The sequence below is a fragment of the Citrobacter sp. Cf116 genome, from assembly GCF_030336505.1.
Classification (GTDB): domain Bacteria; phylum Pseudomonadota; class Gammaproteobacteria; order Enterobacterales; family Enterobacteriaceae; genus Citrobacter; species Citrobacter freundii.
In genome coordinates, this window is record NZ_JAOWEQ010000037.1 from 267312 (window position 1) to 291646 (window position 24335).

21 protein-coding genes and 1 pseudogene are annotated in these 24335 nt (G+C 51.1%); 14 read left to right on the forward strand and 8 right to left on the reverse strand.

Going from position 1 to position 24335, the window contains the following annotated elements:
• Nucleotides 1–40 precede the first annotated feature (40 nt).
• Nucleotides 41–307, forward strand: a complete 267-nt coding sequence (locus OGV74_RS10690; RefSeq protein WP_003020360.1) for a putative hemolysin — start codon at nt 41–43, stop codon at nt 305–307.
• 13 nt (nt 308–320) lie between these two features.
• Here the strand turns inward: OGV74_RS10690 and hslJ are convergent, their stop codons facing one another.
• Both hslJ and OGV74_RS10700 read right to left on the reverse strand, forming a co-directional pair.
• Nucleotides 321–740: a heat shock protein HslJ gene (hslJ, locus tag OGV74_RS10695; protein ID WP_003840829.1), complete on the reverse strand. Its 420-nt coding sequence runs from the start codon at nt 738–740 to the stop codon at nt 321–323.
• Nucleotides 741–852: 112 nt separating this feature from the next.
• Nucleotides 853–1842 (reverse strand): 2-hydroxyacid dehydrogenase, encoded by a 990-nt coding sequence (locus OGV74_RS10700; RefSeq protein WP_003020354.1) that lies wholly within the window; start codon nt 1840–1842, stop codon nt 853–855.
• 615 nt (nt 1843–2457) lie between these two features.
• Between OGV74_RS10700 and OGV74_RS10705 the strand changes: the two genes are divergently transcribed.
• The 4 genes from OGV74_RS10705 (at nt 2458) to OGV74_RS23290 (ending at nt 5933) form a co-directional block, all read left to right on the forward strand.
• Entirely contained in the window at nt 2458–5097 is a 2640-nt protein-coding gene (locus OGV74_RS10705) for a YdbH family protein (protein ID WP_086504116.1), read from the forward strand.
• Nucleotides 5094–5285 (forward strand): YnbE family lipoprotein, encoded by a 192-nt coding sequence (locus OGV74_RS10710; protein WP_003020350.1) that lies wholly within the window; start codon nt 5094–5096, stop codon nt 5283–5285. Before OGV74_RS10705 ends, OGV74_RS10710 begins: the two co-directional genes overlap by 4 nt.
• Nucleotides 5286–5292: 7 nt before the next feature.
• Complete coding sequence (locus tag OGV74_RS10715; RefSeq protein ID WP_003840834.1) at nt 5293–5619, forward strand: YdbL family probable chaperone protein; 327 nt, start codon at nt 5293–5295, stop codon at nt 5617–5619.
• A gap of 122 nt (nt 5620–5741) precedes the next feature.
• Nucleotides 5742–5933 carry a hypothetical protein gene (locus OGV74_RS23290; protein WP_003020344.1) on the forward strand — a complete coding sequence of 64 codons (192 nt, stop codon included), beginning with the start codon at nt 5742–5744 and terminating at the stop codon, nt 5931–5933.
• A 43-nt stretch (nt 5934–5976) separates the two neighbouring features.
• Here OGV74_RS23290 and azoR read toward each other — a convergent pair whose 3' ends face one another.
• Nucleotides 5977–6582: an FMN-dependent NADH-azoreductase gene (gene azoR / locus OGV74_RS10720; RefSeq protein ID WP_003020341.1), complete on the reverse strand. Its 606-nt coding sequence runs from the start codon at nt 6580–6582 to the stop codon at nt 5977–5979.
• A gap of 201 nt (nt 6583–6783) precedes the next feature.
• On the opposite strand from azoR, the gene hrpA reads away from it, so the two are divergent.
• From hrpA to aldA, 3 genes are all read left to right on the forward strand, one after another.
• Nucleotides 6784–10686 carry an ATP-dependent RNA helicase HrpA gene (gene hrpA / locus OGV74_RS10725; protein ID WP_057064298.1) on the forward strand — a complete coding sequence of 1301 codons (3903 nt, stop codon included), beginning with the start codon at nt 6784–6786 and terminating at the stop codon, nt 10684–10686.
• Nucleotides 10687–10766: 80 nt separating this feature from the next.
• Nucleotides 10767–11564, forward strand: coding sequence for a YdcF family protein (locus tag OGV74_RS10730; protein WP_199880180.1), 798 nt, complete (start codon nt 10767–10769; stop codon nt 11562–11564).
• A 199-nt stretch (nt 11565–11763) separates the two neighbouring features.
• Nucleotides 11764–13203 (forward strand): aldehyde dehydrogenase, encoded by a 1440-nt coding sequence (aldA, locus tag OGV74_RS10735; protein WP_057064302.1) that lies wholly within the window; start codon nt 11764–11766, stop codon nt 13201–13203.
• A gap of 41 nt (nt 13204–13244) precedes the next feature.
• On the opposite strand, the gene OGV74_RS10740 is transcribed toward aldA, so the two are convergent.
• A complete protein-coding gene (locus tag OGV74_RS10740) occupies nt 13245–14171 on the reverse strand; it encodes an alpha/beta hydrolase (RefSeq protein WP_003840844.1) in 927 nt (308 codons plus the stop codon).
• Between the two features lie 126 nt (nt 14172–14297).
• Entirely contained in the window at nt 14298–15299 is a 1002-nt protein-coding gene (gene gap, locus OGV74_RS10745; protein ID WP_003020325.1) for a type I glyceraldehyde-3-phosphate dehydrogenase, read from the reverse strand.
• Nucleotides 15300–15488: 189 nt separating this feature from the next.
• On the opposite strand from gap, the gene cybB reads away from it, so the two are divergent.
• From cybB to OGV74_RS10760, 3 genes are all read left to right on the forward strand, one after another.
• Entirely contained in the window at nt 15489–16019 is a 531-nt protein-coding gene (gene cybB / locus OGV74_RS10750) for a cytochrome b561 (protein ID WP_003020322.1), read from the forward strand.
• A 172-nt stretch (nt 16020–16191) separates the two neighbouring features.
• Nucleotides 16192–16611, forward strand: coding sequence for a translesion error-prone DNA polymerase V autoproteolytic subunit (locus OGV74_RS10755; protein WP_003020321.1), 420 nt, complete (start codon nt 16192–16194; stop codon nt 16609–16611).
• 2 nt (nt 16612–16613) lie between these two features.
• Complete coding sequence (locus OGV74_RS10760; protein WP_057064304.1) at nt 16614–17882, forward strand: Y-family DNA polymerase; 1269 nt, start codon at nt 16614–16616, stop codon at nt 17880–17882.
• Nucleotides 17883–18004: 122 nt separating this feature from the next.
• Here the strand turns inward: OGV74_RS10760 and fdnI are convergent, their stop codons facing one another.
• From fdnI to fdnG, 3 genes are read right to left on the reverse strand one after another with little or no spacing between them, the layout of a single operon-like run.
• Entirely contained in the window at nt 18005–18658 is a 654-nt protein-coding gene (fdnI, locus tag OGV74_RS10765) for a formate dehydrogenase-N subunit gamma (protein ID WP_003020312.1), read from the reverse strand.
• A complete protein-coding gene (gene fdxH, locus OGV74_RS10770) occupies nt 18651–19538 on the reverse strand; it encodes a formate dehydrogenase subunit beta (RefSeq protein WP_003836079.1) in 888 nt (295 codons plus the stop codon). Before fdxH ends, fdnI begins: the two co-directional genes overlap by 8 nt.
• Before the next feature lie 12 nt (nt 19539–19550).
• Nucleotides 19551–22601 (reverse strand): formate dehydrogenase-N subunit alpha, encoded by a 3051-nt coding sequence (gene fdnG / locus OGV74_RS10775; RefSeq protein ID WP_286520785.1) that lies wholly within the window; start codon nt 22599–22601, stop codon nt 19551–19553.
• A 175-nt stretch (nt 22602–22776) separates the two neighbouring features.
• On the opposite strand from fdnG, the pseudogene OGV74_RS10780 reads away from it, so the two are divergent.
• From OGV74_RS10780 to OGV74_RS10790, 3 genes and pseudogenes are all read left to right on the forward strand, one after another.
• Nucleotides 22777–22952, forward strand: a pseudogene (locus OGV74_RS10780) (DUF4113 domain-containing protein); the annotation flags it as partial.
• A 175-nt stretch (nt 22953–23127) separates the two neighbouring features.
• Nucleotides 23128–23727, forward strand: a complete 600-nt coding sequence (gene rclC, locus OGV74_RS10785) for a reactive chlorine resistance membrane protein RclC (protein ID WP_032932627.1) — start codon at nt 23128–23130, stop codon at nt 23725–23727.
• Nucleotides 23728–23761: 34 nt separating this feature from the next.
• Entirely contained in the window at nt 23762–24220 is a 459-nt protein-coding gene (locus OGV74_RS10790; protein ID WP_226999288.1) for a DUF302 domain-containing protein, read from the forward strand.
• The last annotated feature ends 115 nt before the right edge of the window (nt 24221–24335 follow it).

A 24335-nucleotide genomic window follows, 5' to 3' on the forward strand; every position in this document is an offset into this window, starting at 1 on the left:
TATGGCTGTGTCGTTTGGTTAATTTTCAGAGGGGAGTAAGATGCGCGCAGCGTTTTGGGTAGGGTGTGCCGCGTTATTATTATCGGCGTGCAGCAGTGAACCTGTTCAGCAGGCAACCGCCGCTCATGTCGCACCGGGGATGAAGGCCGCAATGTCCAGTTCTGGAGAGGCAAATTGCGCCATGATTGGAGGTTCGCTCTCCGTGGCACGCCAACTGGATGGTTCTGCCATCGGCATGTGTGCATTACCTAACGGCAAACGCTGTAGTGAGCAGTCGCTTGCCGCCGGAAGCTGTGGGAATTATTGAGCCACTGCTTTTACTACATTAAATCTGCCAGTTTAAACGTCAACGTTTGTTCTGCCGTAGCCAGTGTTAACTGGTCAGCAGTCAGATCAACCTGTGCGCCTTGCTTAAACATCTCGCTGACGATGCCGTCGAGCGCGTTAAGCTGTGGATCGGCGCACATCATGCGCGTCATTGCCATGTCTTTCACTTTTAATTCACCGTCGGACAGCTTGCCCTGACCATGGAACTGATTACACATTTTTCCCGACACTGTCATATTTTCACCGAAACTTAATTCAGGTGGGTTATTGGCGACGGTTACCGGCTTGCCATTGACGCTCTGCAAAACGAAGCGGTGATGCTGCAACTGTTCGCGATTGACGGACACTTTTCCATTGCTCACACAGCCAGCCATCAGCATGCTGAGCGCAATCAACGTGACAACTTTCTTCATTCTATTTCTCTGGGTTTGTGACGGGAATACATTCAATATAATAATGATACTGAGTGTTTTATCATCGGTGATTGTCTGAAAATGCTCCCCTGAATCCAGGGGAGCACGGAAATCAGAAGAGGGCGTTTGGACAGGTTTCGCCTTTGGAGATTTGTGCCAGATTCTGTAGCGTAGTCTCAGAAATGCTGGTTAACGCTTCGGCGGTCAGGAACGCCTGATGCCCGGTAAACAGCACGTTATGACAGGCCGACAGGCGACGGAACACATCATCCTGAATCACGTCATTGGATTTATCTTCAAAGAACAGATCGCGTTCGTTTTCATACACGTCCATACCCAGAGAACCAATTTTCTGGTTTTTCAGCGCATCGATAGCGGCTTGCGAATCGATCAACGCCCCGCGGCTGGTGTTAATCACCATCACGCCGTTTTTCATTTGCTCAAAGGCTTCGTGATTGAGCAGATGATAATTCTCCGGTGTTAACGGGCAGTGCAGAGAGATGACATCGGACTCGGCAAATAGCGTTTTAAGATCGACATATTCAACACCTAACTCCAGCGCAGCAGCGCTTGGGTAGGGATCAAACGCCAGCAGGCGCATACCAAAACCTTTCAGGATCCGCAGGGCCGCAATACCGATTTTACCGGTACCGATCACCCCAGCCGTTTTGCCATACATGGTAAAGCCGGTCAGCCCTTCAAGAGAGAAGTTGGCATCACGGGTACGCTGATAAGCGCGGTGAATGCGGCGATTCAGCGTCATCATCATGCCAATCGCATGCTCAGCGACGGCTTCCGGTGAATAGGCTGGCACACGTACGACCTGCATACCCAGCTCTTTTGCAGCGTCGAGATCGACGTTGTTGAACCCGGCACAACGTAGCGCGATATATTTCACGCCATGCTTTTTCAGCTCTTCCAGAACAGGGCGGCTACCATCGTCGTTGACGAAAATGCACACGGCTTCGCAGCCATGGGCGGTTTTGGCTGTTTTTTCCGTCAACAGAAAGTCAAAGAATTCAAGTTCAAAACCAAAAGCCTCGTTAACCTGCTGCAGATACTTCTTGTCGTACTGTTTTGTACTATAGATGGCGAGTTTCATAAGACTTTCTCCAGTGATTTTGACGTCACATTAATCCAATTCAAATTATTTTACAAAATATAAAAAGTTATTGATAGTCATGGACGTAATGAATAATTCCAACGTATATCTGGTTAGTGTGGGCAGATTACGCGTTTTCAACAACTGGATAATTTTCATTCAGCTCATGCCGGTAAAGACAACGTGGTTAAAAAGCCAGCCGAATCACATCCTGACAGCTACGCTTATACAGGTAGCAAATATCGGGAGGAGTCATGTTAACTCACTCTGAAGCAAAACGATGGGCCACCTTAATGCTGAAGGCGGCATTATGCGATGGTATGAAACCTGATGAGATTTCCCGGCAGGTACATCTGGTCTGCGATCATCATGGTAGGGAGTGCCTCGAAGAACTCATTGAAGAAATTCTGATAGAAGCAGGTCGTATAGGACCTAAACATAGCGATGGACAACTGAGGCCCCATTGAGTCTGAATCTTAATATCCCCGACGGCACGTGTAACAGCGTGCCTATAAAACGGTTATCTATCCTTAATGTGGGCATATCCAGTTAAACATGCCACAATACGGGCCTAAACCGGCTTAAATTTTTGCTAAATCAGGATATTAACTACCCATGAAGGGTAAATATAAAGCCGTTCTGGCACTCCTCTTATTATTGATTCTCGTGCCGCTGACGCTAGTGATGACGCTTGGCCTGTGGGTGCCTACGTTGGTGGGTATCTGGTTACCCGTTGGAACACGCATCGCGCTGGACGAGAGCCCGCGGCTGACACGGCATGGGTTACATATACCTGAACTCCGCTATCTGGTTGAAGATTGTCCGCTAGCGCGCATTACTCAGGCGGATCTGTCTCACCCCAGCCGCTGGTTGCTGAATGTCGGGACCATCGAGCTGGACTCAGCTTGCCTGGCCAAATTGCCGCAGACCGAGCCGTCGCCAGTAGCGCCCAAAACGCTGGCTGAATGGCAGTCAATGCTGCCTAATACCTGGATTAACATCGACAAACTTATTCTCTCTCCATGGCAGGAATGGCAGGGAAAACTGTCACTCTCGCTCACTCCCTCCACTCAACAGCTGCGTTACCAGGGGGAAAAAGTTAAATTCCAGGGGCGTTTGCACGGGCAAAACCTCACAGTAACTGAGCTGGATGTTGCGGCATTTGAAGGCCAGCCGCCGGTAAGACTGGTCGGTGAATTTACTATGCCACTGGTGCCCGATGGACTGCCGGTAAGCGGTCATGCGGTTGCGACGTTAAGTATGCCGCAAGAACCTACGCTTGTGGACGCCGAACTGGAGTGGCAACAAAACAGCGGACAACTGATCGTCATGGCGCGGGATAATGCCGATCCTCTGCTTGACCTTCCGTGGGAAATAACACGCCAGCAACTGACCATCAGCGACGGACGCTGGAACTGGCCTTATCAGGGATTCCCGTTAAGTGGCCGGCTGGGCATGAAAGTTGAAAACTGGCAGGGAGGACTGGAAAACGCGGTGGTGAGTGGGCGTCTGAACGTTCTGACGCATGGCGACGCCGGTAAAGGAAATGCCGTATTAACGCTGGGGCCGGGTAAGCTTGGCATGGATAGTAGCGAGATGCCGCTACAGTTGACCGGTGAAGCGAAACAGGGCGATCTGATCTTCTACGCGAAATTACCCGCGAGACTCACCGGAAGTCTGAACGATCCGCAATTGGCTTTCGAGCCAGGGGCGCTGCTGCGCTCACGTGGGCGGGTGATTGATTCGCTGGATATTGACGAGATTCGCTGGCCGCTGGCAGGGGTAAAAGTCACGCAACGCGGTGTCGATGGGCGTCTGCAGGCTATTTTACGTGCGCATGAAAACCAGATGGGGGGCTTTGAACTGCATCTGGATGGCCTGGCAAATGATTTTCTTCCTGATGCTGGTCGTTGGCAGTGGCGATATTGGGGTGAAGGCAGCTTTACGCCAATGCATGCCCGTTGGGACGTAGCGGGTAAGGGGGAATGGCATGACAATACCCTGAAGCTATTTGATCTTTCCACCGGATTTGATCATCTGCAATACGGCACGATGAAGGTGGAAAACCCACGTCTGGTGATGGACGAACCGATAGTCTGGGTGCGGGATGCAACCAAACCGACATTTAGCGGCGCGCTATCGCTGGACGCAGGTAACACCACCTTCACCGGGGGAAGCGTGTTACCACCATCGACGCTGAAGTTTAGCGTCGATGGTAGCGATCCGACAATCTTCCAGTTCAAAGGCCAGCTTCACGCTGGGGCGATTGGGCCCGTACAGTTGAATGGTCGTTGGGACGGTATCCGCCTGCGCGGACAGGCCTGGTGGCCAAAACAATCGCTCACCGTATTCCAACCTCTGATCCCACCTGACTGGAAAATGAAGCTACGAGAAGGTGAGCTGTATGCGCAGGTCGCGTTTTCGGCAGCCCCGGAGCAGGGCTTTGAAGCGGGCGGTCATGGAGTGTTAAAAGGCGGTAGCGCCTGGATGCCCGATAACCAAATCAACGGTGTCGATTTTGTATTGCCTTTCCGGTTTAGTGAAGGTGCATGGCAACTGGGTACGCGTGGACCTATTTCACTGCGTATTGCGGAAGTGGTGAATCAGGTGACGGTGAAAAATATCGCCGCCGATCTGCAGGGGGCGTACCCCTGGAGTGAAAACAACCCGTTATTGTTGAGCGATGTCAGCGCTGATCTGCTGGGGGGTAAAATCATCATGCAGCAACTGCGGATGCCGCAGCACGATCCGGCCTTATTGCGAGTGCAGAATATCTCTTCCAGCGAGCTTATCAGTGCGGTTAACCCCAAACAGTTCGCCATGTCTGGCCCGGTCAGTGGCGCGTTGCCATTATGGCTGGATAACGAAAAATGGATAATCAAAGACGGCTGGTTGACTAATCCGGGGCCGATGACGTTGCGTATTGATAAGGACACCGCGGATGCGGTCGTCAAAGATAACATGGCGGCGGGGGCGGCCATTAACTGGCTGCGTTATATGGAAATAAGCCATTCGTGGACGAAAATAAATCTGGATAACCTCGGTGTCTTAACCATGCAGTCAACCGTGACTGGCAATAGTCGGGTGGATGGCAAAGTAGGTACAGTTAATTTGAATTATACCCACGAGGAAAACGTCTTTACGCTATGGCGCAGCTTGCGTTTTGGCGACAATTTACAGGCATGGCTTGAACAAAATGCAGCGCTGCCGGAAACCCATTGCCCGGAAGGCAAGGAATGTGAGGAACAACAATGAAAACGATAGCTGCCATGCTGGGTCTGCTGGCTTCATCTCTGCTGGTAGGGTGCACTCCCAGAATCGAAGTGGCTGCGCCAAAAGAGCCCATCACTATTAATATGAACGTCAAAATCGAGCATGAGATCCATATCAAAGTTGATAAAGACGTCGAAAGCTTATTGAAATCGCGCAGCGATTTGTTCTGAGGTCATGATGAGAAAACAGTTTGCAGTGGCGCTGGTCGTCCTGAGTTTACTCAGTAGCAATGCGTGGGCATTGACCCTGAATGAAGCCAGAGCTCAGGGTCGAGTAGGAGAAACGCTCAATGGCTATCTGGTTGCATTGCAAACCGATGCCGAAACGCAGGCACTGGTGAGTGAGATTAATAAAGCGCGCAACGCCAGCTATCAGCAACTGGCAGAGAGCAATAATATTCCGCCAGATGAAGTAGCAAAAATGGCCGGGCAAAAGCTGGTTGCTCGCGCTAAACCGGGTGAATATGTCCAGGGTATAAATGGTAAGTGGTTGCGGAAAGAATAAATCTCTTTGTACACAACCCCCGGTCACGACGCTGACTTACTCATCGACATCGCAATAGTTGCCACACGGCATAAAATGGATGCTGATATAGTCCAACACCGGTCGCGTTGTGGGGTGAAATCATGTGGCTTCTCAAGTGGTATGTCTGGAATCGTTGGGTATTCAAACTGTTAAGCCGGGATGTCGCGGAGCCTGAACAATTTTTGCTTCATTGCTGGGAAGAGAATCTGGCGAAATGCAGGGATTATGCAACCATTTGGCGTGATATTAATCGCATTCACGGCAAACAGATACGGGTACAGGTAAAGAAGTAAGTGCCGGAGAAACCCTCTCACCGGACGGTGAGAGGGGGAATTATCAGGCAGCGACTACGCTGTCGATAGCGGCTTTCGCGTCGGATTGTGCTTTAGACGCCACTTCCGGGCCGTAAGCAATACCTTCAGCAAAGACGACATTCACGTCGGTGATGCCGATAAAGCCCAGGAATACGTTCAGGTACGGCGTGATCAGGTCGGTTGGTGTATCTTTATGGATACCACCACGGCTGGTCAGCACCACAGCGCGTTTACCCGTCACCAGACCTTCCGGGCCTTTCTCGGTATAACGGAAAGTCACACCAGCGCGGGCAATCAGGTCAAAGTAGTTTTTCAACTGCGTTGGGATGTTGAAGTTGTACATCGGCGCGGCGATAACAATCACATCATGCGCTTTCAGCTCAGCAATCAGCTCATCGGACAGCGCCAGCGCTTCCTGCTGACGCGGCGTCAGCGGTGTATCGCTCGGGCGCATCGCACCCACCAGTTCGCCATCCAGTACCGGTACAGGATTTGCAGCCAGGTCACGGACAGTGATTTCATCAGCAGAGTGCTTTTCACGCCACTGTTCAACAAAATAATCAGACAACTGACCAGACTGAGAGTACCCTGCCAGAATACTGGATTTAAGAACTAATACCTTGCTCATGGGTGTTTCCTTTTATGTGTTTGAAGGGGGAGAGCCCCGTTGCTTGTTGACACTTTATTCACAATCCTGTCGCAGTGATAGCGCAATATATCGAATCCTATGTTCGAAATTATTGAACAACACATGAAAAGCGCCGATGTGGTACTCTATACCCATCATCTAAAAGAGATTTAACCCGGCAGAGCACTGCCTTTTAACGCTATGACAGAACAACAAAAATTAACCTTCACCATGTTGCAGCAACAGCTGGATTCATTGATGCTGCGTGACAGACAGCGTTTTGCCCGCCGCCTGCACGGTGTGAAGAAGGTTAAAAATCCTGATGCACAACAGGCCATTTACCAGGAGATGGCGAAAGAGATTGAGCAGGCAGCCGGTAAAGTTGTGCTGCGTGAAGCGGCGCGTCCGGAAATCAGCTATCCGGAAAACCTGCCCGTCAGCCAGAAAAAACAGGATATTCTGGACGCAATTCGCGATCATCAGGTGGTGATTGTTGCTGGCGAGACCGGCTCGGGGAAAACCACCCAGTTACCCAAAATCTGTATGGAACTGGGGCGCGGGGTAAAAGGGCTGATCGGCCATACCCAGCCGCGTCGTCTGGCGGCGCGCACCGTGGCGAACCGTATTGCGGAAGAGCTGCAGACCGAGCCGGGCGGCTGTATTGGTTATAAAGTTCGTTTCAGCGATCATGTCAGTGATAACACCATGGTCAAGCTGATGACGGATGGTATCCTGCTGGCGGAAATCCAACAGGATCGGCTGCTAATGCAGTACGACACTATCATCATCGATGAAGCGCATGAACGCAGTCTGAATATCGACTTTCTGCTCGGCTATCTGAAAGAACTTCTGCCGCGTCGCCCGGATCTAAAAATTATCATCACTTCGGCGACCATCGATCCTGAACGCTTTTCAAAGCATTTCAATAACGCGCCGATTATCGAAGTCTCCGGCCGAACGTATCCGGTGGAAGTGCGCTATCGCCCGATTGTTGAAGATGCAGATGACACCGAGCGTGACCAACTGCAGGCGATTTTTGATGCCGTAGATGAGTTAGGCCGTGAAAGTCAGGGCGACATTCTGATCTTCATGAGCGGCGAACGTGAAATCCGTGATACCGCCGATGCCCTGAATAAACTGGATTTACGCCACACCGAAGTGTTGCCGCTGTATGCGCGTCTTTCAAACAGTGAGCAGAACCGTGTATTCCAGTCGCACAGTGGTCGCCGTATCGTGCTGGCGACCAACGTGGCAGAAACGTCGCTGACCGTTCCGGGAATCAAATACGTCATTGATCCGGGCACCGCGCGTATCAGTCGCTACAGTTACCGCACCAAAGTTCAGCGCTTGCCGATTGAACCGGTGTCGCAGGCTTCTGCCAACCAGCGTAAAGGCCGCTGCGGTCGTGTGTCGGAAGGGATCTGTATTCGTCTGTATTCCGAAGACGATTTCCTGTCGCGTCCGGAGTTTACCGACCCGGAGATCCTGCGTACCAACCTGGCATCCGTTATTTTGCAGATGACCGCGTTGGGGCTGGGCGATATCGCGGCGTTCCCGTTTGTTGAAGCGCCGGATAAGCGCAATATTCAGGACGGTGTACGCCTGCTCGAAGAGCTGGGGGCGATAACCACCGACGAACAGGCAACCGCTTACAAGTTAACGCCGTTGGGCCGTCAACTGTCGCAACTGCCGGTGGATCCGCGTCTGGCGCGCATGGTGCTGGAAGCGCAAAAACATGGCTGCGTACGTGAGGCGATGATCATTACCTCGGCATTGTCCATTCAAGATCCGCGCGAGCGTCCAATGGACAAGCAGCAGGCTTCCGACGAGAAGCACCGCCGTTTCCACGATAAAGAGTCTGATTTCCTCGCGTTTGTGAACCTGTGGAACTATCTCGGCGAGCAGCAAAAAGCGTTGTCGTCAAACCAGTTTCGTCGCCAGTGCAAAGTCGACTTTCTGAACTATCTGCGCGTGCGAGAGTGGCAGGATATCTACACGCAACTGCGCCAGGTGGTGAAAGAGTTGGGTATTCCGGTTAACAGCGAACCTGCTGAATATCGGGAGATCCACGTCGCGTTGCTGACCGGTTTACTGTCTCATATCGGGATGAAAGATACCGATAAACAGGAGTTTACCGGGGCGCGTAACGCTCGCTTCTCGATCTTCCCGGGGTCAGGTTTATTCAAAAAACCGCCGAAGTGGACGATGGTAGCGGAGTTGGTGGAAACCAGCCGCTTGTGGGGACGCATTGCCGCGCGTATCGATCCTGAATGGGTGGAGCCGGTAGCCCAGCATCTGATCAAACGTTCATACAGTGAGCCGCACTGGGAACGCGCGCAGGGTGCTGTGATGGCGACAGAAAAAGTCACTGTCTACGGCTTACCGATTGTTGCGGCCCGTAAGGTGAATTACAGCCAGATTGACCCTGCGTTATCGCGTGAACTGTTCATTCGTCATGCGCTGGTGGAAGGTGACTGGCAAACGCGCCATGCGTTTTTCCGCGATAACCTGAAACTACGAGCGGAGGTGGAAGAGTTAGAGCACAAATCACGCCGCCGTGACATTCTCGTCGATGACGAAACGATGTTTGAGTTCTACGACCAACGTATCAGCCATGAGGTGGTTTCTGCTCGTCACTTTGATAGCTGGTGGAAAAAGGTCAGCCGTGAAACACCGGATCTGCTCAACTTTGAAAAGAGCATGCTCATCAAAGAGGGCGCGGAGAAAATCAGTAAGCTGGATTATCCGAACTTCTGGCATCAGGGTAATCTTAAGCTGCGCCTGAGCTACCAGTTCGAACCCGGAGCCGATGCGGACGGTGTGACCGTACATATTCCACTCCCGCTGCTCAACCAGATCGACGAGAGCGGTTTTGAATGGCAAATTCCAGGGCTGCGCCGCGAACTGGTGATCGCCCTGATTAAGTCGTTACCAAAACCGGTACGACGCAACTTTGTACCCGCACCGAACTATGCGGAAGCGTTTTTAGGCCGCGTCACGCCGCTGGAACTGCCGCTGCTGGACTCGCTGGAGCGTGAACTGCGCCGCATGACTGGCGTCACCGTTGACCGTGAAGACTGGCACTGGGATCAGGTGCCCGATCACCTAAAAATCACCTTCCGGGTGGTGGATGATAAGAACAAGAAGCTGCAGGAAGGGCGTTCGCTACAGGATTTGAAAGATGCGCTGAAGGGCAAAGTTCAGGAAACATTGTCTGCGGTGGCCGATGACGGTATCGAACAGAGTGGATTGCACATCTGGAGCTTCGGCCGACTTCCGGAAAGTTACGAACAAAAACGCGGTAACTATAAGGTGAAAGCGTGGCCGGCGCTGGTCGATGAGCGTGACAGCGTTGCCATCAAACTGTTTGATAATCCGCTGGAACAACAGCAGGCGATGTGGTGCGGTTTACGCCGCCTGTTGCTGCTGAATATTCCTTCGCCAATCAAATATTTGCACGAGAAGCTGCCCAATAAAGCCAAGCTGGGACTGTACTTTAACCCGTACGGTAAAGTTCTGGATTTGATAGACGACTGTATCTCCTGCGGTGTGGATCAGTTAATTGACGCCAACGGTGGTCCGGTGTGGACCGAAGAAGGCTTTGCGGCGTTGCATGAAAAAGTGCGGGCTGAACTGAACGATACGGTGGTGGAGATTGCGAAGCAGGTCGAACAGATCCTGACCGCAGTGTTTAATATCAACAAACGTCTGAAAGGGCGCGTGGATATGACCATGGCGCTGGGGCTTGCGGATATCAAAGCGCAAATGGGCGGACTGGTGTATCGCGGATTTGTTACCGGCAACGGTTTCAAACGTCTGGGCGATACGTTGCGTTATTTGCAGGCGATTGAAAAACGGCTGGAGAAACTGGCCATCGATCCGCACCGCGATCGCGCGCAGATGCTGAAAGTGGACAGCGTGCAGCAGTCCTGGCAGCAGTGGTTCAATAAACTGCCGCCCGCGCGCCGCGAAGATGACGATGTCAAAGAGATCCGCTGGATGATAGAAGAGCTACGCGTCAGCTACTTTGCCCAGCAGCTTGGCACGCCGTATCCGATTTCGGATAAGCGTATCCTGCAGGCAATGGATCAGATTACGGGTTAACGAAGTGCTGGACCGTAGACCGGATAAGGCGTAGCCGCCATCCGGCATCTGTATCCGGTAAAGAACAAACTCCAGGAGTCATGAACATGAGACAGTTTCCGCCACTTTCCGCCACCACCCTTGCGGCGATTAACACCGTGGGGCAATGGCTGGCGCAAAATGATTTCGCTGAAAATATCACGGTGTGGACAGATTGCGTGATTCTGGCCGGGAACGCAGTGATCCCGACCATCGATGCAGCCTGTCGGGTAGCGAAAGAGCAACAGGTTCCCTTACTGATTAGCGGTGGTATCGGTCACTCAACGACCTTTCTGTATGCTGCCATCGCAGAGCATCCACGCTACCACACGATTCGTACCACCGGTCGCGCGGAAGCGGCGATCCTTGCCGATATCGCGCACCAGTTCTGGCACATTCCCGGTGAGAAAATTTGGGTGGAGGATCAGTCCACCAACAGTGGGGAAAACGCCCGGTTCAGTTGTGCGTTACTGCGTCAGGCGGCCCAAACCATGGAGACCGTCATTGTAGTGCAGGACCCTACTATGCAGCGCCGCACCATGGCGACATTTGAACGCGTCACGCGTGACGACCCGCAGGCCCCACGCTGGATCAGTTTCCCCGGTTTTGTCCCCGAGTTGGCTGAGCAGGGCGACGGCGTGGATTTTGCCCCGACCGCCGAAGGTCTGTGGTCGGTGGATCGTTACCTGTCTCTCATTACCGGTGAGCTTCCGCGCCTGCGTGATGATGCAACCGGTTATGGGCCCCGTGGCCGCGATTTTATCGCCCATGTTGATATTCCTCAGGAGGTTGAGCAAGCCTGGCAGCAGCTAAAAAATGATACCGCGCTGACCGACTTACTTGAGAGCCGTTCGCTGTAATCCCTTCTGCCCGTTTGTCGGCGTTTTACGGCAAACGGGCAGAAAGCCCACCCGTTTTTTCTCTTCATCATCACTTTTCCAGACGCTTTTATGAAGCAGTTCACAGAACCGCCACTCCAGCGATAATGCGCCATGCATGATTGATATTAATTAACAATAGTTTTACTTGTTAAAAACAAATCAATCACAGGAGAGCCGCATGTCAGTACCCGTACAACATCCTATGTATATCGATGGGCAGTTTGTGACCTGGCACGATGACGCCTGGATTGATGTCGTCAATCCGGCCACGGAAGAGATTATCTCGCGTATTCCCGATGGGCGTGCCGAAGACGCGCGTAAAGCGATCGATGCCGCGGATCGCGCTCAGCCGCAATGGGAAGCGTTGCCTGCTATTGAACGGGCAAACTGGTTACGCAAAATTTCTGCGGGTATCCGCCAGCGAGCCGATGAAATCAGCGCGTTGATTGTGGCGGAAGGTGGAAAAATTCAACAACTGGCTGACGTTGAAGTCGCGTTTACTGCCTACTATATCGATTACATGGCTGAGTGGGCGCGTCGCTATGAAGGCGAGATCCTGCAAAGTGATCGCCCGGGTGAGAATATCCTGCTGTTTAAGCGTGCACTGGGCGTGACGACGGGTATTCTGCCGTGGAACTTCCCGTTTTTCCTGATTGCCCGCAAACTGGCTCCCGCCTTGCTGACGGGGAATACCATTGTCATTAAGCCGAGTGAATTCACACCGAATAACGCCATCGCCTTTGCCAAAATTGTTGATGACATTGGTTTACCGCGCGGGGTCTTTAATCTGGTGCTGGGACGCGGTGAAACGGTCGGTCAGGAGCTGGCCGGAAACCCGAAGGTGGCGATGGTGAGTATGACCGGCAGCGTCGGCGCGGGCGAAAAAATTATGGCCGCAGCGGCCAAAAACATCACTAAAGTTTGTCTTGAGTTGGGTGGTAAAGCTCCGGCTATCGTGATGGACGATGCTGACCTTGAGCTGGCGGTGAAGGCCATTGTTGACTCGCGGGTGATCAATACCGGACAGGTATGCAACTGTGCTGAGCGCGTATACGTTCAGAAAGGTATCTATGACCAGTTCGTTAATCGTTTGGGTGAGGCGATGAAAGCCGTGCAGTTTGGCAATCCGGCCGAACGCAATGACATTGCGATGGGGCCGCTGATTAACGCCGCTGCGCTGGATCGTGTGGAGCAGAAAGTCGCACGAGCGGTGCAGGAAGGGGCCAGAGTGGTGCTGGGCGGTAAGGCTGTTGTCGGCAAAGGTTATTACTACCCGCCGACGTTACTGTTAGACGTGCGCCAGGAGATGGCGATTATGCACGAGGAGACGTTTGGTCCGGTGCTGCCAGTGGTAGCGTTTGATACGCTGGAACAGGCGTTGACAATGGCCAATGACAGCGACTACGGTCTGACCTCATCGATCTATACGCAGAATCTGAATACGGCAATGAAGGCGATTAAGGGGCTGAAGTTTGGCGAAACCTATATTAATCGTGAAAACTTCGAGGCGATGCAGGGCTTCCACGCTGGCTGGCGTAAGTCCGGGATTGGCGGGGCTGATGGTAAACATGGTCTGAACGAATACCTGCAAACGCAAGTGGTGTATCTGCAGTCCTAAGTTTTTCGCCGGGTGAGTCTGTACGCCACCCGGCGCAATCTTCACACTTTAGTGGCTACCCAGTTCATCATCATTTCCGGCCAGATTGCCAGCGGTAACCCTTGCGCATCACGAATACCAAATCCGTGCTTACCGCGTTCAAACAGATGCATTTCGACCGGAACGCCCTGCTCACGTAGCGCATTAAAGAAGACCAGGCTGTTTTCTACCTTCACCGCCGGATCGTCAATGGCGTGTAGCAGGAATGTCGGCGGCGTTGTGCTATCCACGCGTTCTTCCAGAGAATAGTGGCGCAGATCTTCCTTTTCTGGCTTAGCGCCAACCAGCTCAAGACGAGATCCCGGGTGACCGATGTCTTCGCGCAGAGTGACAACCGGGTACACCAGTGCCATAAACGCAGGGCGCGCAGGTTGCTCGTCTACGTTATCTATCGGCGTATAAACCGTTTCGGCAAACCGGGTTCCCAGACTGGCGGCCACGTGACCACCGGAAGAGAAGCCCAACACACCGATACGATCAGGGTTAATTTTCCATTCATGGGCGTTGGCGCGAATGTAGCGCATGGCGCGCTGGGCATCGGCCAGCGGCGCGTTTGCGCCTTCCTCATGGCCATCACCCGGCATGCGGTAGGTCATCACAAACAGGGTATAACCGCGAGCGTTAAAGAACGGTGCCAGTACGCTGCCTTCTTTATCCATCACCACGCGACGATAAGAGCCGCCTGGCGTGACAAGGATCCCTATGCCGTTAGGTTTTGCGGGGGCATAAACGGTAATTTCCGGGGCGCGAATACCGGTGACCGCACGATCATACTGAGATGTTCCTGTATGTCGGGGTTCAGGCGTAAACACCGCATCGCTGTTTTTTGCTCCGGGGGCTTCACCCTGCGGCCAGAATGAGACGGTGGTGGCCTTAGCAACGGCTTGCTCCATCATGTTTTCTAACGTTTCACGACTCAGTGCTTCCATTACTATGCTCCCTCAGTGGCAAAGGTTAGCTATAGCACAGTCAGTGAATCGAAAACGGGGAGAGACTCACAACGTATTGAATTCGCGGGAAATGAAAGAGGGCGGAGGCGAGCCTCCGCCAGAACATTAGAGCTTGATAAATTTATCCAGTGTACGAATAAGTTGGGTGACAAAACCGTATTCGTTATCGTACCAGGCGACTGTTTTTACCAGTTGCAGATCGCCCACTTCGGTAATTTCGGTTTGTGTCGCATCAAATACCGAACCGAAATGCGAGCCAATGACATCTGACGAGACGATTTCCTCATCGGTATAACCAAATGACTCATTGTCTTGCGTGGCTTTTTTCAGCGCGTTGTTGACCTCTTCAGCAGTGACTTTTTTCCCCAATACCGATACCAGTTCCGTGACGGATCCTGTTTTCACCGGAACACGCTGGGCGTGGCCTTTTAATTTTCCGCTCAATGCCGGAATGACCAGACCAATGGCTTTGGCGGCTCCGGTGGTATGGGGAATGATATTCTCCGCTGCTGCCCGTGAGGCGCGCAGATCTTTCCCGCGAGGTCCATCAACCAGCGACTGCGTTCCCGTGTAGGCGTGGATGGTGGTCATGGTGCCAAGCTGAATACCGAAGCTGTCGTGCAGGGCTTTCGCCATCGGTGCGAGGCAGTTAGTGGTGCACGATGCGACCGAGATAATCCGATCGTTCGCATCCATTGTATCGTCGTTGACGTTAAAGACGATGGTTTTCATATCGCCAGCCGGGGCGGATATCAGCACTTTTTTGGCCCCTGCATCCAGGTGCGCGTTGGCTTTTTCTGTCGAGGTATAAAAACCGGTGCATTCGATGATTATCTCAGCGCCAGTCGTTTTCCACGGAATATTTTTGGCCTCTTTTTCTGCGTAAACCGCGATTTTTTTACCGTCGACAATCAGCGCGTCTTCGGTAAAGTCGATGCTCCAGGGAAACGGGCCGTAGTTTGAATCGTGCTTTAACAGATAGGCGAGAATTTTGGGCGAGGTGAGGTCATTAATGGCCACAACCTCCACGTTGCTTTTGACTTCCAGTAGTCGACGCAATACCAGACGACCGATACGACCAAAACCGTTAATGCCAATTTTACTCATGGTTTTCTCCTGTCAGAATGAGGCGGTACGACATATTTTCCCTACCAGGCTTAGTCCAGACAGGCATCCTCGGCAATAGCGGTTCTTGCGGTTAAGCGTAAGCGACTGAAAATGGGTGAACAAAAGTTAATGAATTTTTAACAAAAGCCCGTTATGTTGACGCATTATTGTTTTTATTCAGGAAGTGTTATGGGGAATAAGTATTCTGGCCTGCAAATCGGTATTCACTGGCTGGTCTTTTTGTTGGTTATTGTGGCGTACAGCGCCATGGAGTTTCGCGGATTTTTCCCGCGCAGCTATCGCCCCTTGTTCAACATGGTGCACGTATCCTGCGGTATCACTATTTTAACGCTGATGGTGGCGCGTCTGCTGGTCAGGCTGAAATACCCGGCTCCGCCGATTGTGCCAAAACCGAAGCCGATGATGACCGGAATGGCGCATCTGGGGCATCTGGTTATCTATCTGTTGTTTATTGTCCTGCCGATTATTGGGCTGGTGATGATGTACAACCGGGGTAACCCGTGGATTGCATTCGGCATCGTTATGCCGCATGCGGCAGAGGCCAACTTTGATTTAGTGGATATGCTGAAGTCCTGGCACGTGACGCTGGCAAACCTGGGTTATTTTGTTATTGCTCTGCATGCTGCTGCTGCCCTGATGCATCACTATTTCTGGAAGGACAATACGTTGTTGCGCATGATGCCGCGAAAACGCTCCTGAGGTAATGCCCCGCAAATGTGGGGCATTTTTTTAGCCGATTATTTTTCCAGACATCATAAAAGCTTATCGACAAGATGGTTAAACAACGCTCAATTCGCCACACTTGTCACTTGATCACTGTCTTCATTAAAACTACTGTATATAAATACAGTTATATGAGAGGCAGATTATTATGTTGTTTTTCCAGCCAGTTGAACACCGCGAAATCAAACACTTCCCGCTATTTAGCGATCTCGTGCCCTGCGGTTTTCCCTCTCCTGCGCAGGATTACGTTGAGAAACGTATCGATCTCAACGATCTGTTGGTGCAGCATCCCAGTGCAACCTATTTTGTTAAATCGTCTGGCGACTCCATGATGGGGGCAGGGATCGGTGCTGGCGACTTGCTGGTAGTCGACAGTGCCAGAAAAGCGGCCCACGGAGACATTGTGGTTGCTGCTATTGAAGGCGAATTCACCGTTAAGCGCCTGCAATTGCATCCGGTGGTGATGTTGAAGCCAGAGAACAGCGCCTACGCGCCGATCATGATCGGCAGCGAGGACACGCTGGATATATTTGGCGTAGTGACATTCATCATTAAATCTGCGGGCTGATTATGTTTGCGCTGGTGGATGTTAATTCATTTTATGCCAGCTGTGAGTCGGCATTCCGGCCCGATCTGAAGGGTAAACCCGTTGTCGTTCTTTCAAATAACGATGGCTGTGTCATTGCCAGTAGCGCGGAGGCAAAAGCGCTTGGCGTTAATATGGGCGCACCATATTTCAAACAGAAAGATCTGTTCAGGCGCTATGGCGTGTTCTGTTTTAGTTCGAACTACGAATTGTATGCGGATATGAGCAGCAGGGTGATGTCGATTCTGGAGGAGCTGTCGCCGCGCGTGGAGATGTACAGTATTGATGAAGCCTTTTGCGATTTAACGGGCGTGCGAAACTGCCGGGATCTGACGGATTTTGGTCGGGAAATCAGAGCAACCATTTTACAAAAAACACGCCTCAAGGTTGGGGTCGGTATCGCTCAGACCAAAACCCTGGCCAAGCTGGCTAACCATGCTGCCAAAAAGTGGCAGGAACAGACTGGCGGGGTGGTGGATCTCTCGAATATTGAGCGCCAGCGTAAGCTGATGACTGCGCTCCCGGTTGATGAAGTCTGGGGTGTTGGACGCCGTATCAGTAAAAAACTTGACGCTATGGGCATTAAAACGGTCTGCGACCTAGCAGATACCGATATTCGCTTTATCCGCAAACATTTCAACGTTGTGCTTGAGCGCACTGTGCGGGAATTGCGCGGTGAACCTTGCCTGGAGCTGGAGGAGTTTGCGCCAGTTAAGCAGGAAATTATCTGCTCAAGATCGTTTGGTGAAAAACTCACGGATTACAACGCGATGCGAGAGGCAATTTGTACCTATGCTTCACGTGCTGCGGAAAAGCTGCGCAGAGAGCACCAGTTCTGCCGGTTTATCTCTACGTTTATCAAAACCAGCCCATTTTCCCTGAATGAACCGTATTACGGTAACAGCGCATCGATAAAACTGCTGACACCAACCCAGGATAGTCGGGAAATTATAAGGGCGGCCACATGTAGCCTGGACGCAATATGGCGAGAGGGGCTACGTTATCAAAAAGCAGGGGTCATGCTGGGCGATTTTTTTAGCTCAGGTGTTGCACAGTTGAATCTTTTTGATGACAACGCTCCACGGCATAACAGCGATAAGCTGATGGCCGTTCTGGATACGCTCAATGCTGAAAAGGGTAAAGGAACGCTCTATTTTGCCGGACAAGGTATACAACAACCGTGGGCGATGAAGCGAGATATACTCTCACCGCGTTATACCACGAGATACAGTGATTTGCTGCGGGTTGGGTAGGGTTTGTTCATCATTGAATGGAGGGCCTTTTATTCGCCTGATAATCAGGTCTCGCAGCGCCGCAGCATATCACTGGGCCATTGAGAGAATAAGACCGCTGAATAACAGCGGCCTTATTGCTTTTATTTAGACTCTAATTCCGGTGCTTTTTCTTCAGTAAGTTCAACCTCACGATACCAGCGAGGATGGTGTTTCTTCGCCCAGCGTCGACTCACTTTCCCTTCGATCATCCCTTTAATTGAACCTTTTACCCAAAACGCCATGTACATATGGATCAGAATGGCGTGGATCAGCACAATGGCTGCTGTCGCGTGGATTAACAAACTCCAACGAACAATGTTAATTGAGAAATAATGGGCAAAGTAGGGCCTCCAGATAATAACGCCGGTAATCAGTAATACCAGAATTAGACTCATGATGCTCCAGAACATCATTTTCTGCCCTGCGTTGTATTTCCCCACATCAGCGACTTTATGCTCATTGCCTTTAAGTACCTCAACGATCCCTTTAATCCAGGGAAGGTCCTGTTTATCGGGAATGTTGTGGTGTACAAAACGGACGAACATAAACATCAGCACGATGAAAATCATCACCCCGAAAAACGGATGTAGAATTCGCCCCATTTGCGGTGTACCGAAAGTTTCGGTGAGCCATTGCAACGTCGGGAAGAACAGCGCAATACCGGAAAGCGACACCAGGAAGAAGCTTATTACCACCGTCCAGTGACAAGCACGGTCGATGAATTTGGTGCGCAGAATCATTTTGCTTTTACTCATGACCGTTCTCCTCTTCATCATCATCCGTCTCTTTGTTTGGGCCGACTCCCACGTAGTGGTAAATCAGCCCGGCAAAGGTGGCGATAAATCCGGCGGCGGAGAGTGGTTTTAAAATCCCCTTCCAGAAGTTCACTGGTGCGGCGATTTTTGGCTCATCCGGCAGATTGTGGTACAGCGATGGTTGATCCGCGTGATGAAGTACATACATCACGTGGGTACCGCCGACCCCTTGCGGGTTGTAGATGCCCGCATTGGCATAGCCGCGTTTTTTCAACTGCGCCACGCGAGTTTCCGCTACATTGAGCATCTCTTTTTTGGTGCCAAACTGGATAGCGCCGGTCGGACAAGTTTTCACGCAGGCCGGTTCCTGGCCCACGCTGACCCGGTCAACGCACAGCGTACATTTGTAGACCCGGTTATCTTCGGGATTAAGTCGCGGAATATTGAACGGGCAGCCAGCAATGCAGTAGCCACAGCCAATACAGTGCTCGGACTGAAAGTCGACAATCCCGTTGGCATACTGAATGATTGCTCCAGCGGATGGACAGGCTTTCAAACAGCCGGGATCGGCGCAGTGCATGCAGCCGTCTTTGCGGATCAGCCATTCCAGCTTGTCGTTCTGGGTGGTTTCGCTAAAGCGCATCACCGTCCAGGACTTAGCGCTGAGATCGGTCGGGTTGTCGTAGACGCCGTTGCAGTAGCCCACTTCATCGCGAATATCGTTCCACTCTGAGCAGGCGACCTGACAGCCTTTACAGCCAATACAGGTAGTGACATCAATTAATTTTGCCACTTCTGCACGGTAATCCCGCGCCTGGGGCGGTGGCGTGATGCTGTTCGTCGCCGAGCGTTTAATAATATCTTGTGATTGCATAGCCATGAGTTCCCTTCCTTACGCTCGCTCGATGTTGACCAGAAACGCTTTATACTCCGGTGTTTGCGAGTTCGCGTCACCCACCGATGGCGTTAACGTATTGGCGAGGAACCCTTTGCGTGTGGCGCCTTCAAAGCCCCAGTGACAAGGGATACCGATAGTATCGACCGGCTTACCATCGATCGTCAGCGTTTGCAGACGTTTGGTGACCACCGCCTTCGCTTTGATAAAGCCGCGTTTCGACATCACTTTCACCGTATCACCTGCCGCAATGCCTTTTTTGCTCGCCAGCGCCTCACCGATTTCGATGAATTGATCGGGTTGAGCAATGGCGTTGAGCAGCGCATGTTTGGTCCAGTGGCGGAACAGTTCGGTAATGGAGTAAGTTGTGGCGACGTACGGGAAGGCATCCGCTTTACCAATATTGGCGATATCGTCATGGTAGATACGCGCAACCGGGCTGGATACAACATTCGGGTGCAGCGGGTTGGTACCAATAGGCGACTCAATGGGTTCGTAATGTTCCGGGAATGGCCCGTCGTTCATTTTGTCGATGGAGAACAGACGCGCTACGCCTTCCGGATTCATGATAAACGGACCAACGTTGCTGCCCGGTGCGGCCTGGCCGTAGTCGGCTACGTCCATACCGGCCCACTTTTTGCCATTCCAATGCAGCAGGGTTCGTTTGGGATCCCACGGTTTTCCTGATGGATCGGCCGAAGCGCGATTGTAGAGAATACGGCGGTTGGCAGGCCATGACCACGCCCAGCCCGGTGTGCAGCCCAGACCATACGGATCGCTGTTGTCGCGATTGGCCATCTGGTTGCCTTGTTCTGTCCAGCTTCCGCAGTAGACCCAGCAGAAACTGCTGGTCGAGCCGTCATCGCGCAACTGTGCAAAGCTGCTGAGCTGCTGGCCTTTTTTGGCTATAAGCTGGCCTTTGTCATCATAAAGGTCTTCAAGCGCCTGGCCATTTGCTTCACGCGCAATCTCTTCTGGGTGTGGGTCGTATGGATCTTTATAATTCCAGGCAATATTCAACAAGGGTTGCGGATTCGCTCCACCTTCCTGTTGATACAACTCGCGCAGCCGCATAAACAGGCGACCGAGGATCTTCCCGTCATGTAAGGCTTCACCTGGTGGTTCTGCCGCAGCCCAGTGCCATTGCAACCAACGCCCGGAGTTAGCGATTGAACCATTTTCTTCAGCAAAGCAGGAAGAGGGCAGACGGAAAACTTCGGTCTGAATATCTGCCGGGTTTACATCGTTCATCTCGCCATGATTTTGCCAAAAATTGGACGACTCAGTGACCAGCGGATCGATAACCACCATATATTTCAGTTTTGAAAGCGCGCGAGTTGATTTGTTTTTATCCGGAAACGCCGCCAGCGGATTGAAGCCCTGAACGATGTAACCATTAATCTTCCCTTCGAGCATCAATTCAGCCTGGGTCATTACGTCATACAGGCGATCCCATTTAGGTAGCCAGTCGTAGCCCCAGTTATTTTCCACTGTTGCATTGTCGCCCCAGAAACTTTTCATCATGCTAACAAAGAACTTCGGCGTATTTTGCCAGTAATTGACCTCATTCACGCCTAGCGCAGGCGGCGTGATTTGCGAAATATAGGTCTGGTAGTCTGTCTGTTTTTCCGACGGCAGCGGCATATAGCCCGGCAGGTTCGTCGACAACAAGCCAAGATCGGTATAGCCCTGAATATTGGAGTGGCCACGTAAGGCGTTAACGCCACCGCCCGCCATGCCTATATTGCCCAGTAGCAACTGGAGCATAGCGGCGGCGCGGATAATCTGTGCCCCGGCGGAGTGGTGTGTCCAACCCAGCGCATACAGAATAGTAGCGGTGCGGTCAGGCACGCTGGTGCTGGCGAGAATTTCGCAGATACGATTGAAATCTGCCACTGAGGTCCCACACAACCGGTTAACCATTTCTGGCGTATAGCGGTCGACGTGGGCTTTCAGCAAATTCCACACGCAGCGTGGGTGAGACAATGTTTCATCACGCAGGGCATTACCCTGTTCGTCAAGCTGATAGAACCAGCTCGATTTATCGTACTGGCGTTTTTTGTCGTCATAGCCACTGAACAAGCCGTCGTCGAACTGATAGTCATCACGGATAATCAGGCTGGCGTTGGTGTAATGGCGCACATAGTCGTGCTGCACCTGGTTATTTTCCAGCAGATAACGGATTACACCGAGCAGGAATGCGGTGTCGGAACCAGCGCGTATTGGCGCATACAGATCGGCGACGGCGGCGCTACGGTTAAAACGCGGGTCGACTACCACCACGGTGGCGTCGTTTTTAGTTTGCGCTTCGACTACCCATTTAAAGCCTACCGGATGTGCCTCAGCGGCATTACCGCCCATAATAAGCACTACGTTGGCATTTTTAATATCGACCCAGTTGTTGGTCATCGCACCACGTCCAAACGTTGGTGCAAGAGCAGCAACGGTGGGGCCATGACATAACCGTGCCTGACAGTCGATAGCGACCATACCTAGTCCGCGAGCAAATTTACCGTCGAGGATCCCGGTTTCATTACTTGCCGCTGAGGAGCATAGCATGCCCGTGGTGGACCATCGGTTGACGGTAACGCCCTGGGCATTTTTCTCAATAAAGTTGGCATCGCGGTCATCTTTCATAAGTCGGGCAATACGATTAATCGCATCATCCCAGCTAATACGCTGCCATTTATCCGAACCCGGTGCACGATATTCGGGATACTGCAGACGGGTTTCACTATGAATATAATCCAGCACGCCAGCGCCTTTAGGGCACAACGATCCACGGCTCACCGGATGATCCGGATCGCCCTCAATATGGTAGATACTTTCTTTGACGTTTTTGGCTGTATCGCCAAGGCTGTACATCAGCATGCCGCAGCCTACTGAGCAGTACGTACAGTTATTACGTGTCTCTTTTGCTTTTAAGAGTTTGTATTGACGGGTTTCCGCGTGAACGGAAAAAGATGATAAGAATCCGAGAGATGCAACAGTTGTTCCTGCCATACCGCCCGCGCAGATTCGAAAGAACTGCCTCCGGCTGAGCTCCATTTTTTTCTCCAGCTTAAACTTAAGACATGAAAAAGTATGGTTATTGTAAGGTTAAATTGTTTTATAAACCATTAACTTTTAGTGGTTATTGACGTGAGAGAATATTAATGCTGTAAGCCTGGGTTATGGATTGGTAAAAATTGATCATGTCAGGTTGGTTGCCGATACGTACGGCGAACTGAATCTTTTTGACGACAACCTAACGCCGCGGGGTAACAGCGATAAACTGATGGAGGTATCTGGGAAAAGGGTAAAGGAACGCTCTACTTTGCCGGACAAGGGATACAGCAACCGTGGGCGATGAAGAGAGACATGCTTTCACCACGTTATACAACGATTTGCTACGAGTAGTTTGATAGCCAAAACGAAAACAAGGAGTTCATTCCACTCAACCGAACTTATCCATAGTCTATATTTTGACCTTTACAGACGATCAAACAAAAATTATAGATTCCTGAACATATAGGCATATAAATAACAAGGTTATAAAGGTCGTGATTTCTACAACACAGGACCTCTGGATATGATGGATAAACTATACCAATATGTTTCAACGAAAGAAAACGTGGGAATAAATCTTTGTCGCATTTCTATTGCCATTGTATTTATGTGGATAGGATTGTTGAAGTTCATTCCCTATGAAGCAGATAGCATCGTTCCTTTTGTAGCTAATAGCCCATTTATGTCTTTCTTTTATAACGATCCGAGTAATTATACTCAGTTCATGAACCATGAAGGCGAATTAATAGAGGCTAACCGCGCATGGCATCATGCGAATAATACTTATGGGTACTCTACCGGACTTGGTGTTGTTGAAGTCATTTTTTCATTATTGATTCTTGCTCATTATGTATCACCAAAAATCGGTTTTTGGGGGGCAACACTTGCCTTCTTAACTCCTTTTGTCACTCTGACATTCCTGATATTTACACCAGAAACATGGGTAAGTGGCCAGGATTCTCACACCGGGTTTCCCTATCTTTCTGGCGCCGGGCGACTGGTCTTAAAAGACACGATAATGATGGCTGCGGGTCTTATTGCGATGGTGCATTCTGCCAAATGTATCCTTGCACAGAATCAGCACGAGAGAGATTATACCGGCAAAGTATCCGCTGGTCTTAGATAGCTTTCCAGACTATCGTTAAATTAAGGATGTTGTGATGCTTCGGTCTCTAAAAAATATATTTATTACAGCTGCACTGTATCTGCTTATGACGGTAACCAGTCATGCTGCCAACACCGGGAATACCATGATCAAAACGTATAGTACTTATAATTACCAGCAGACCAGAGAGCATCTCATTGCTGCCATTGAGAGTCATAATCTTGTTTTTTTTGGCGAATTTGATCATGCGAAAGAGGCTAAAAATGCTGGACTAACCATGTTACCCACAACCGTCATTATTTTTGGCAATCCTAAAGGTGGCACACTATTAATGCAGGCATATCCTGATATGGCGCTCGACCTTCCCTTTAGAGTATTGATTCGGGAAGAGTCGGATGGACGTGTAGTCGTTGGATATCACCCGGTTGAGATATTACAGACTTATGGACCAGATACTGCGGCAATTCAACCCTTAAAAAATCTGGAAAAATTAGTTCAGAAAGCCATTCAGTGACCTGGCGACCAGGGTTCATCTGACGAGGCCTGGTCGTCACCCCCTCATTAAATAGATGTTAGTTTTTTACAATTACATAAAAATTCTGATAGTATACCCCCCTATAGTATATGGA

Excerpts from the sequence above, each read along its gene's own strand:
- OGV74_RS10690 (WP_003020360.1), top strand. The coding sequence starts at position 41 with ATGCGCGCAGCGTTTTGGGTAGGGTGTGCCGCGTTATTATTATCGGCG.
- hslJ (WP_003840829.1), bottom strand. The coding sequence starts at position 740 with ATGAAGAAAGTTGTCACGTTGATTGCGCTCAGCATGCTGATGGCTGGC.
- OGV74_RS10700 (WP_003020354.1), bottom strand. The coding sequence starts at position 1,842 with ATGAAACTCGCCATCTATAGTACAAAACAGTACGACAAGAAGTATCTG.
- OGV74_RS10705 (WP_086504116.1), top strand. The coding sequence starts at position 2,458 with ATGAAGGGTAAATATAAAGCCGTTCTGGCACTCCTCTTATTATTGATT.
- OGV74_RS10710 (WP_003020350.1), top strand. The coding sequence starts at position 5,094 with ATGAAAACGATAGCTGCCATGCTGGGTCTGCTGGCTTCATCTCTGCTG.
- OGV74_RS10715 (WP_003840834.1), top strand. The coding sequence starts at position 5,293 with ATGAGAAAACAGTTTGCAGTGGCGCTGGTCGTCCTGAGTTTACTCAGT.
- OGV74_RS23290 (WP_003020344.1), top strand. The coding sequence starts at position 5,742 with ATGTGGCTTCTCAAGTGGTATGTCTGGAATCGTTGGGTATTCAAACTG.
- azoR (WP_003020341.1), bottom strand. The coding sequence starts at position 6,582 with ATGAGCAAGGTATTAGTTCTTAAATCCAGTATTCTGGCAGGGTACTCT.
- hrpA (WP_057064298.1), top strand. The coding sequence starts at position 6,784 with ATGACAGAACAACAAAAATTAACCTTCACCATGTTGCAGCAACAGCTG.
- OGV74_RS10730 (WP_199880180.1), top strand. The coding sequence starts at position 10,767 with ATGAACATGAGACAGTTTCCGCCACTTTCCGCCACCACCCTTGCGGCG.
- aldA (WP_057064302.1), top strand. The coding sequence starts at position 11,764 with ATGTCAGTACCCGTACAACATCCTATGTATATCGATGGGCAGTTTGTG.
- OGV74_RS10740 (WP_003840844.1), bottom strand. The coding sequence starts at position 14,171 with ATGGAAGCACTGAGTCGTGAAACGTTAGAAAACATGATGGAGCAAGCC.
- gap (WP_003020325.1), bottom strand. The coding sequence starts at position 15,299 with ATGAGTAAAATTGGCATTAACGGTTTTGGTCGTATCGGTCGTCTGGTA.
- cybB (WP_003020322.1), top strand. The coding sequence starts at position 15,489 with ATGGGGAATAAGTATTCTGGCCTGCAAATCGGTATTCACTGGCTGGTC.
- OGV74_RS10755 (WP_003020321.1), top strand. The coding sequence starts at position 16,192 with ATGTTGTTTTTCCAGCCAGTTGAACACCGCGAAATCAAACACTTCCCG.
- OGV74_RS10760 (WP_057064304.1), top strand. The coding sequence starts at position 16,614 with ATGTTTGCGCTGGTGGATGTTAATTCATTTTATGCCAGCTGTGAGTCG.
- fdnI (WP_003020312.1), bottom strand. The coding sequence starts at position 18,658 with ATGAGTAAAAGCAAAATGATTCTGCGCACCAAATTCATCGACCGTGCT.
- fdxH (WP_003836079.1), bottom strand. The coding sequence starts at position 19,538 with ATGGCTATGCAATCACAAGATATTATTAAACGCTCGGCGACGAACAGC.
- fdnG (WP_286520785.1), bottom strand. The coding sequence starts at position 22,601 with ATGGAGCTCAGCCGGAGGCAGTTCTTTCGAATCTGCGCGGGCGGTATG.
- rclC (WP_032932627.1), top strand. The coding sequence starts at position 23,128 with ATGGATAAACTATACCAATATGTTTCAACGAAAGAAAACGTGGGAATA.
- OGV74_RS10790 (WP_226999288.1), top strand. The coding sequence starts at position 23,762 with ATGCTTCGGTCTCTAAAAAATATATTTATTACAGCTGCACTGTATCTG.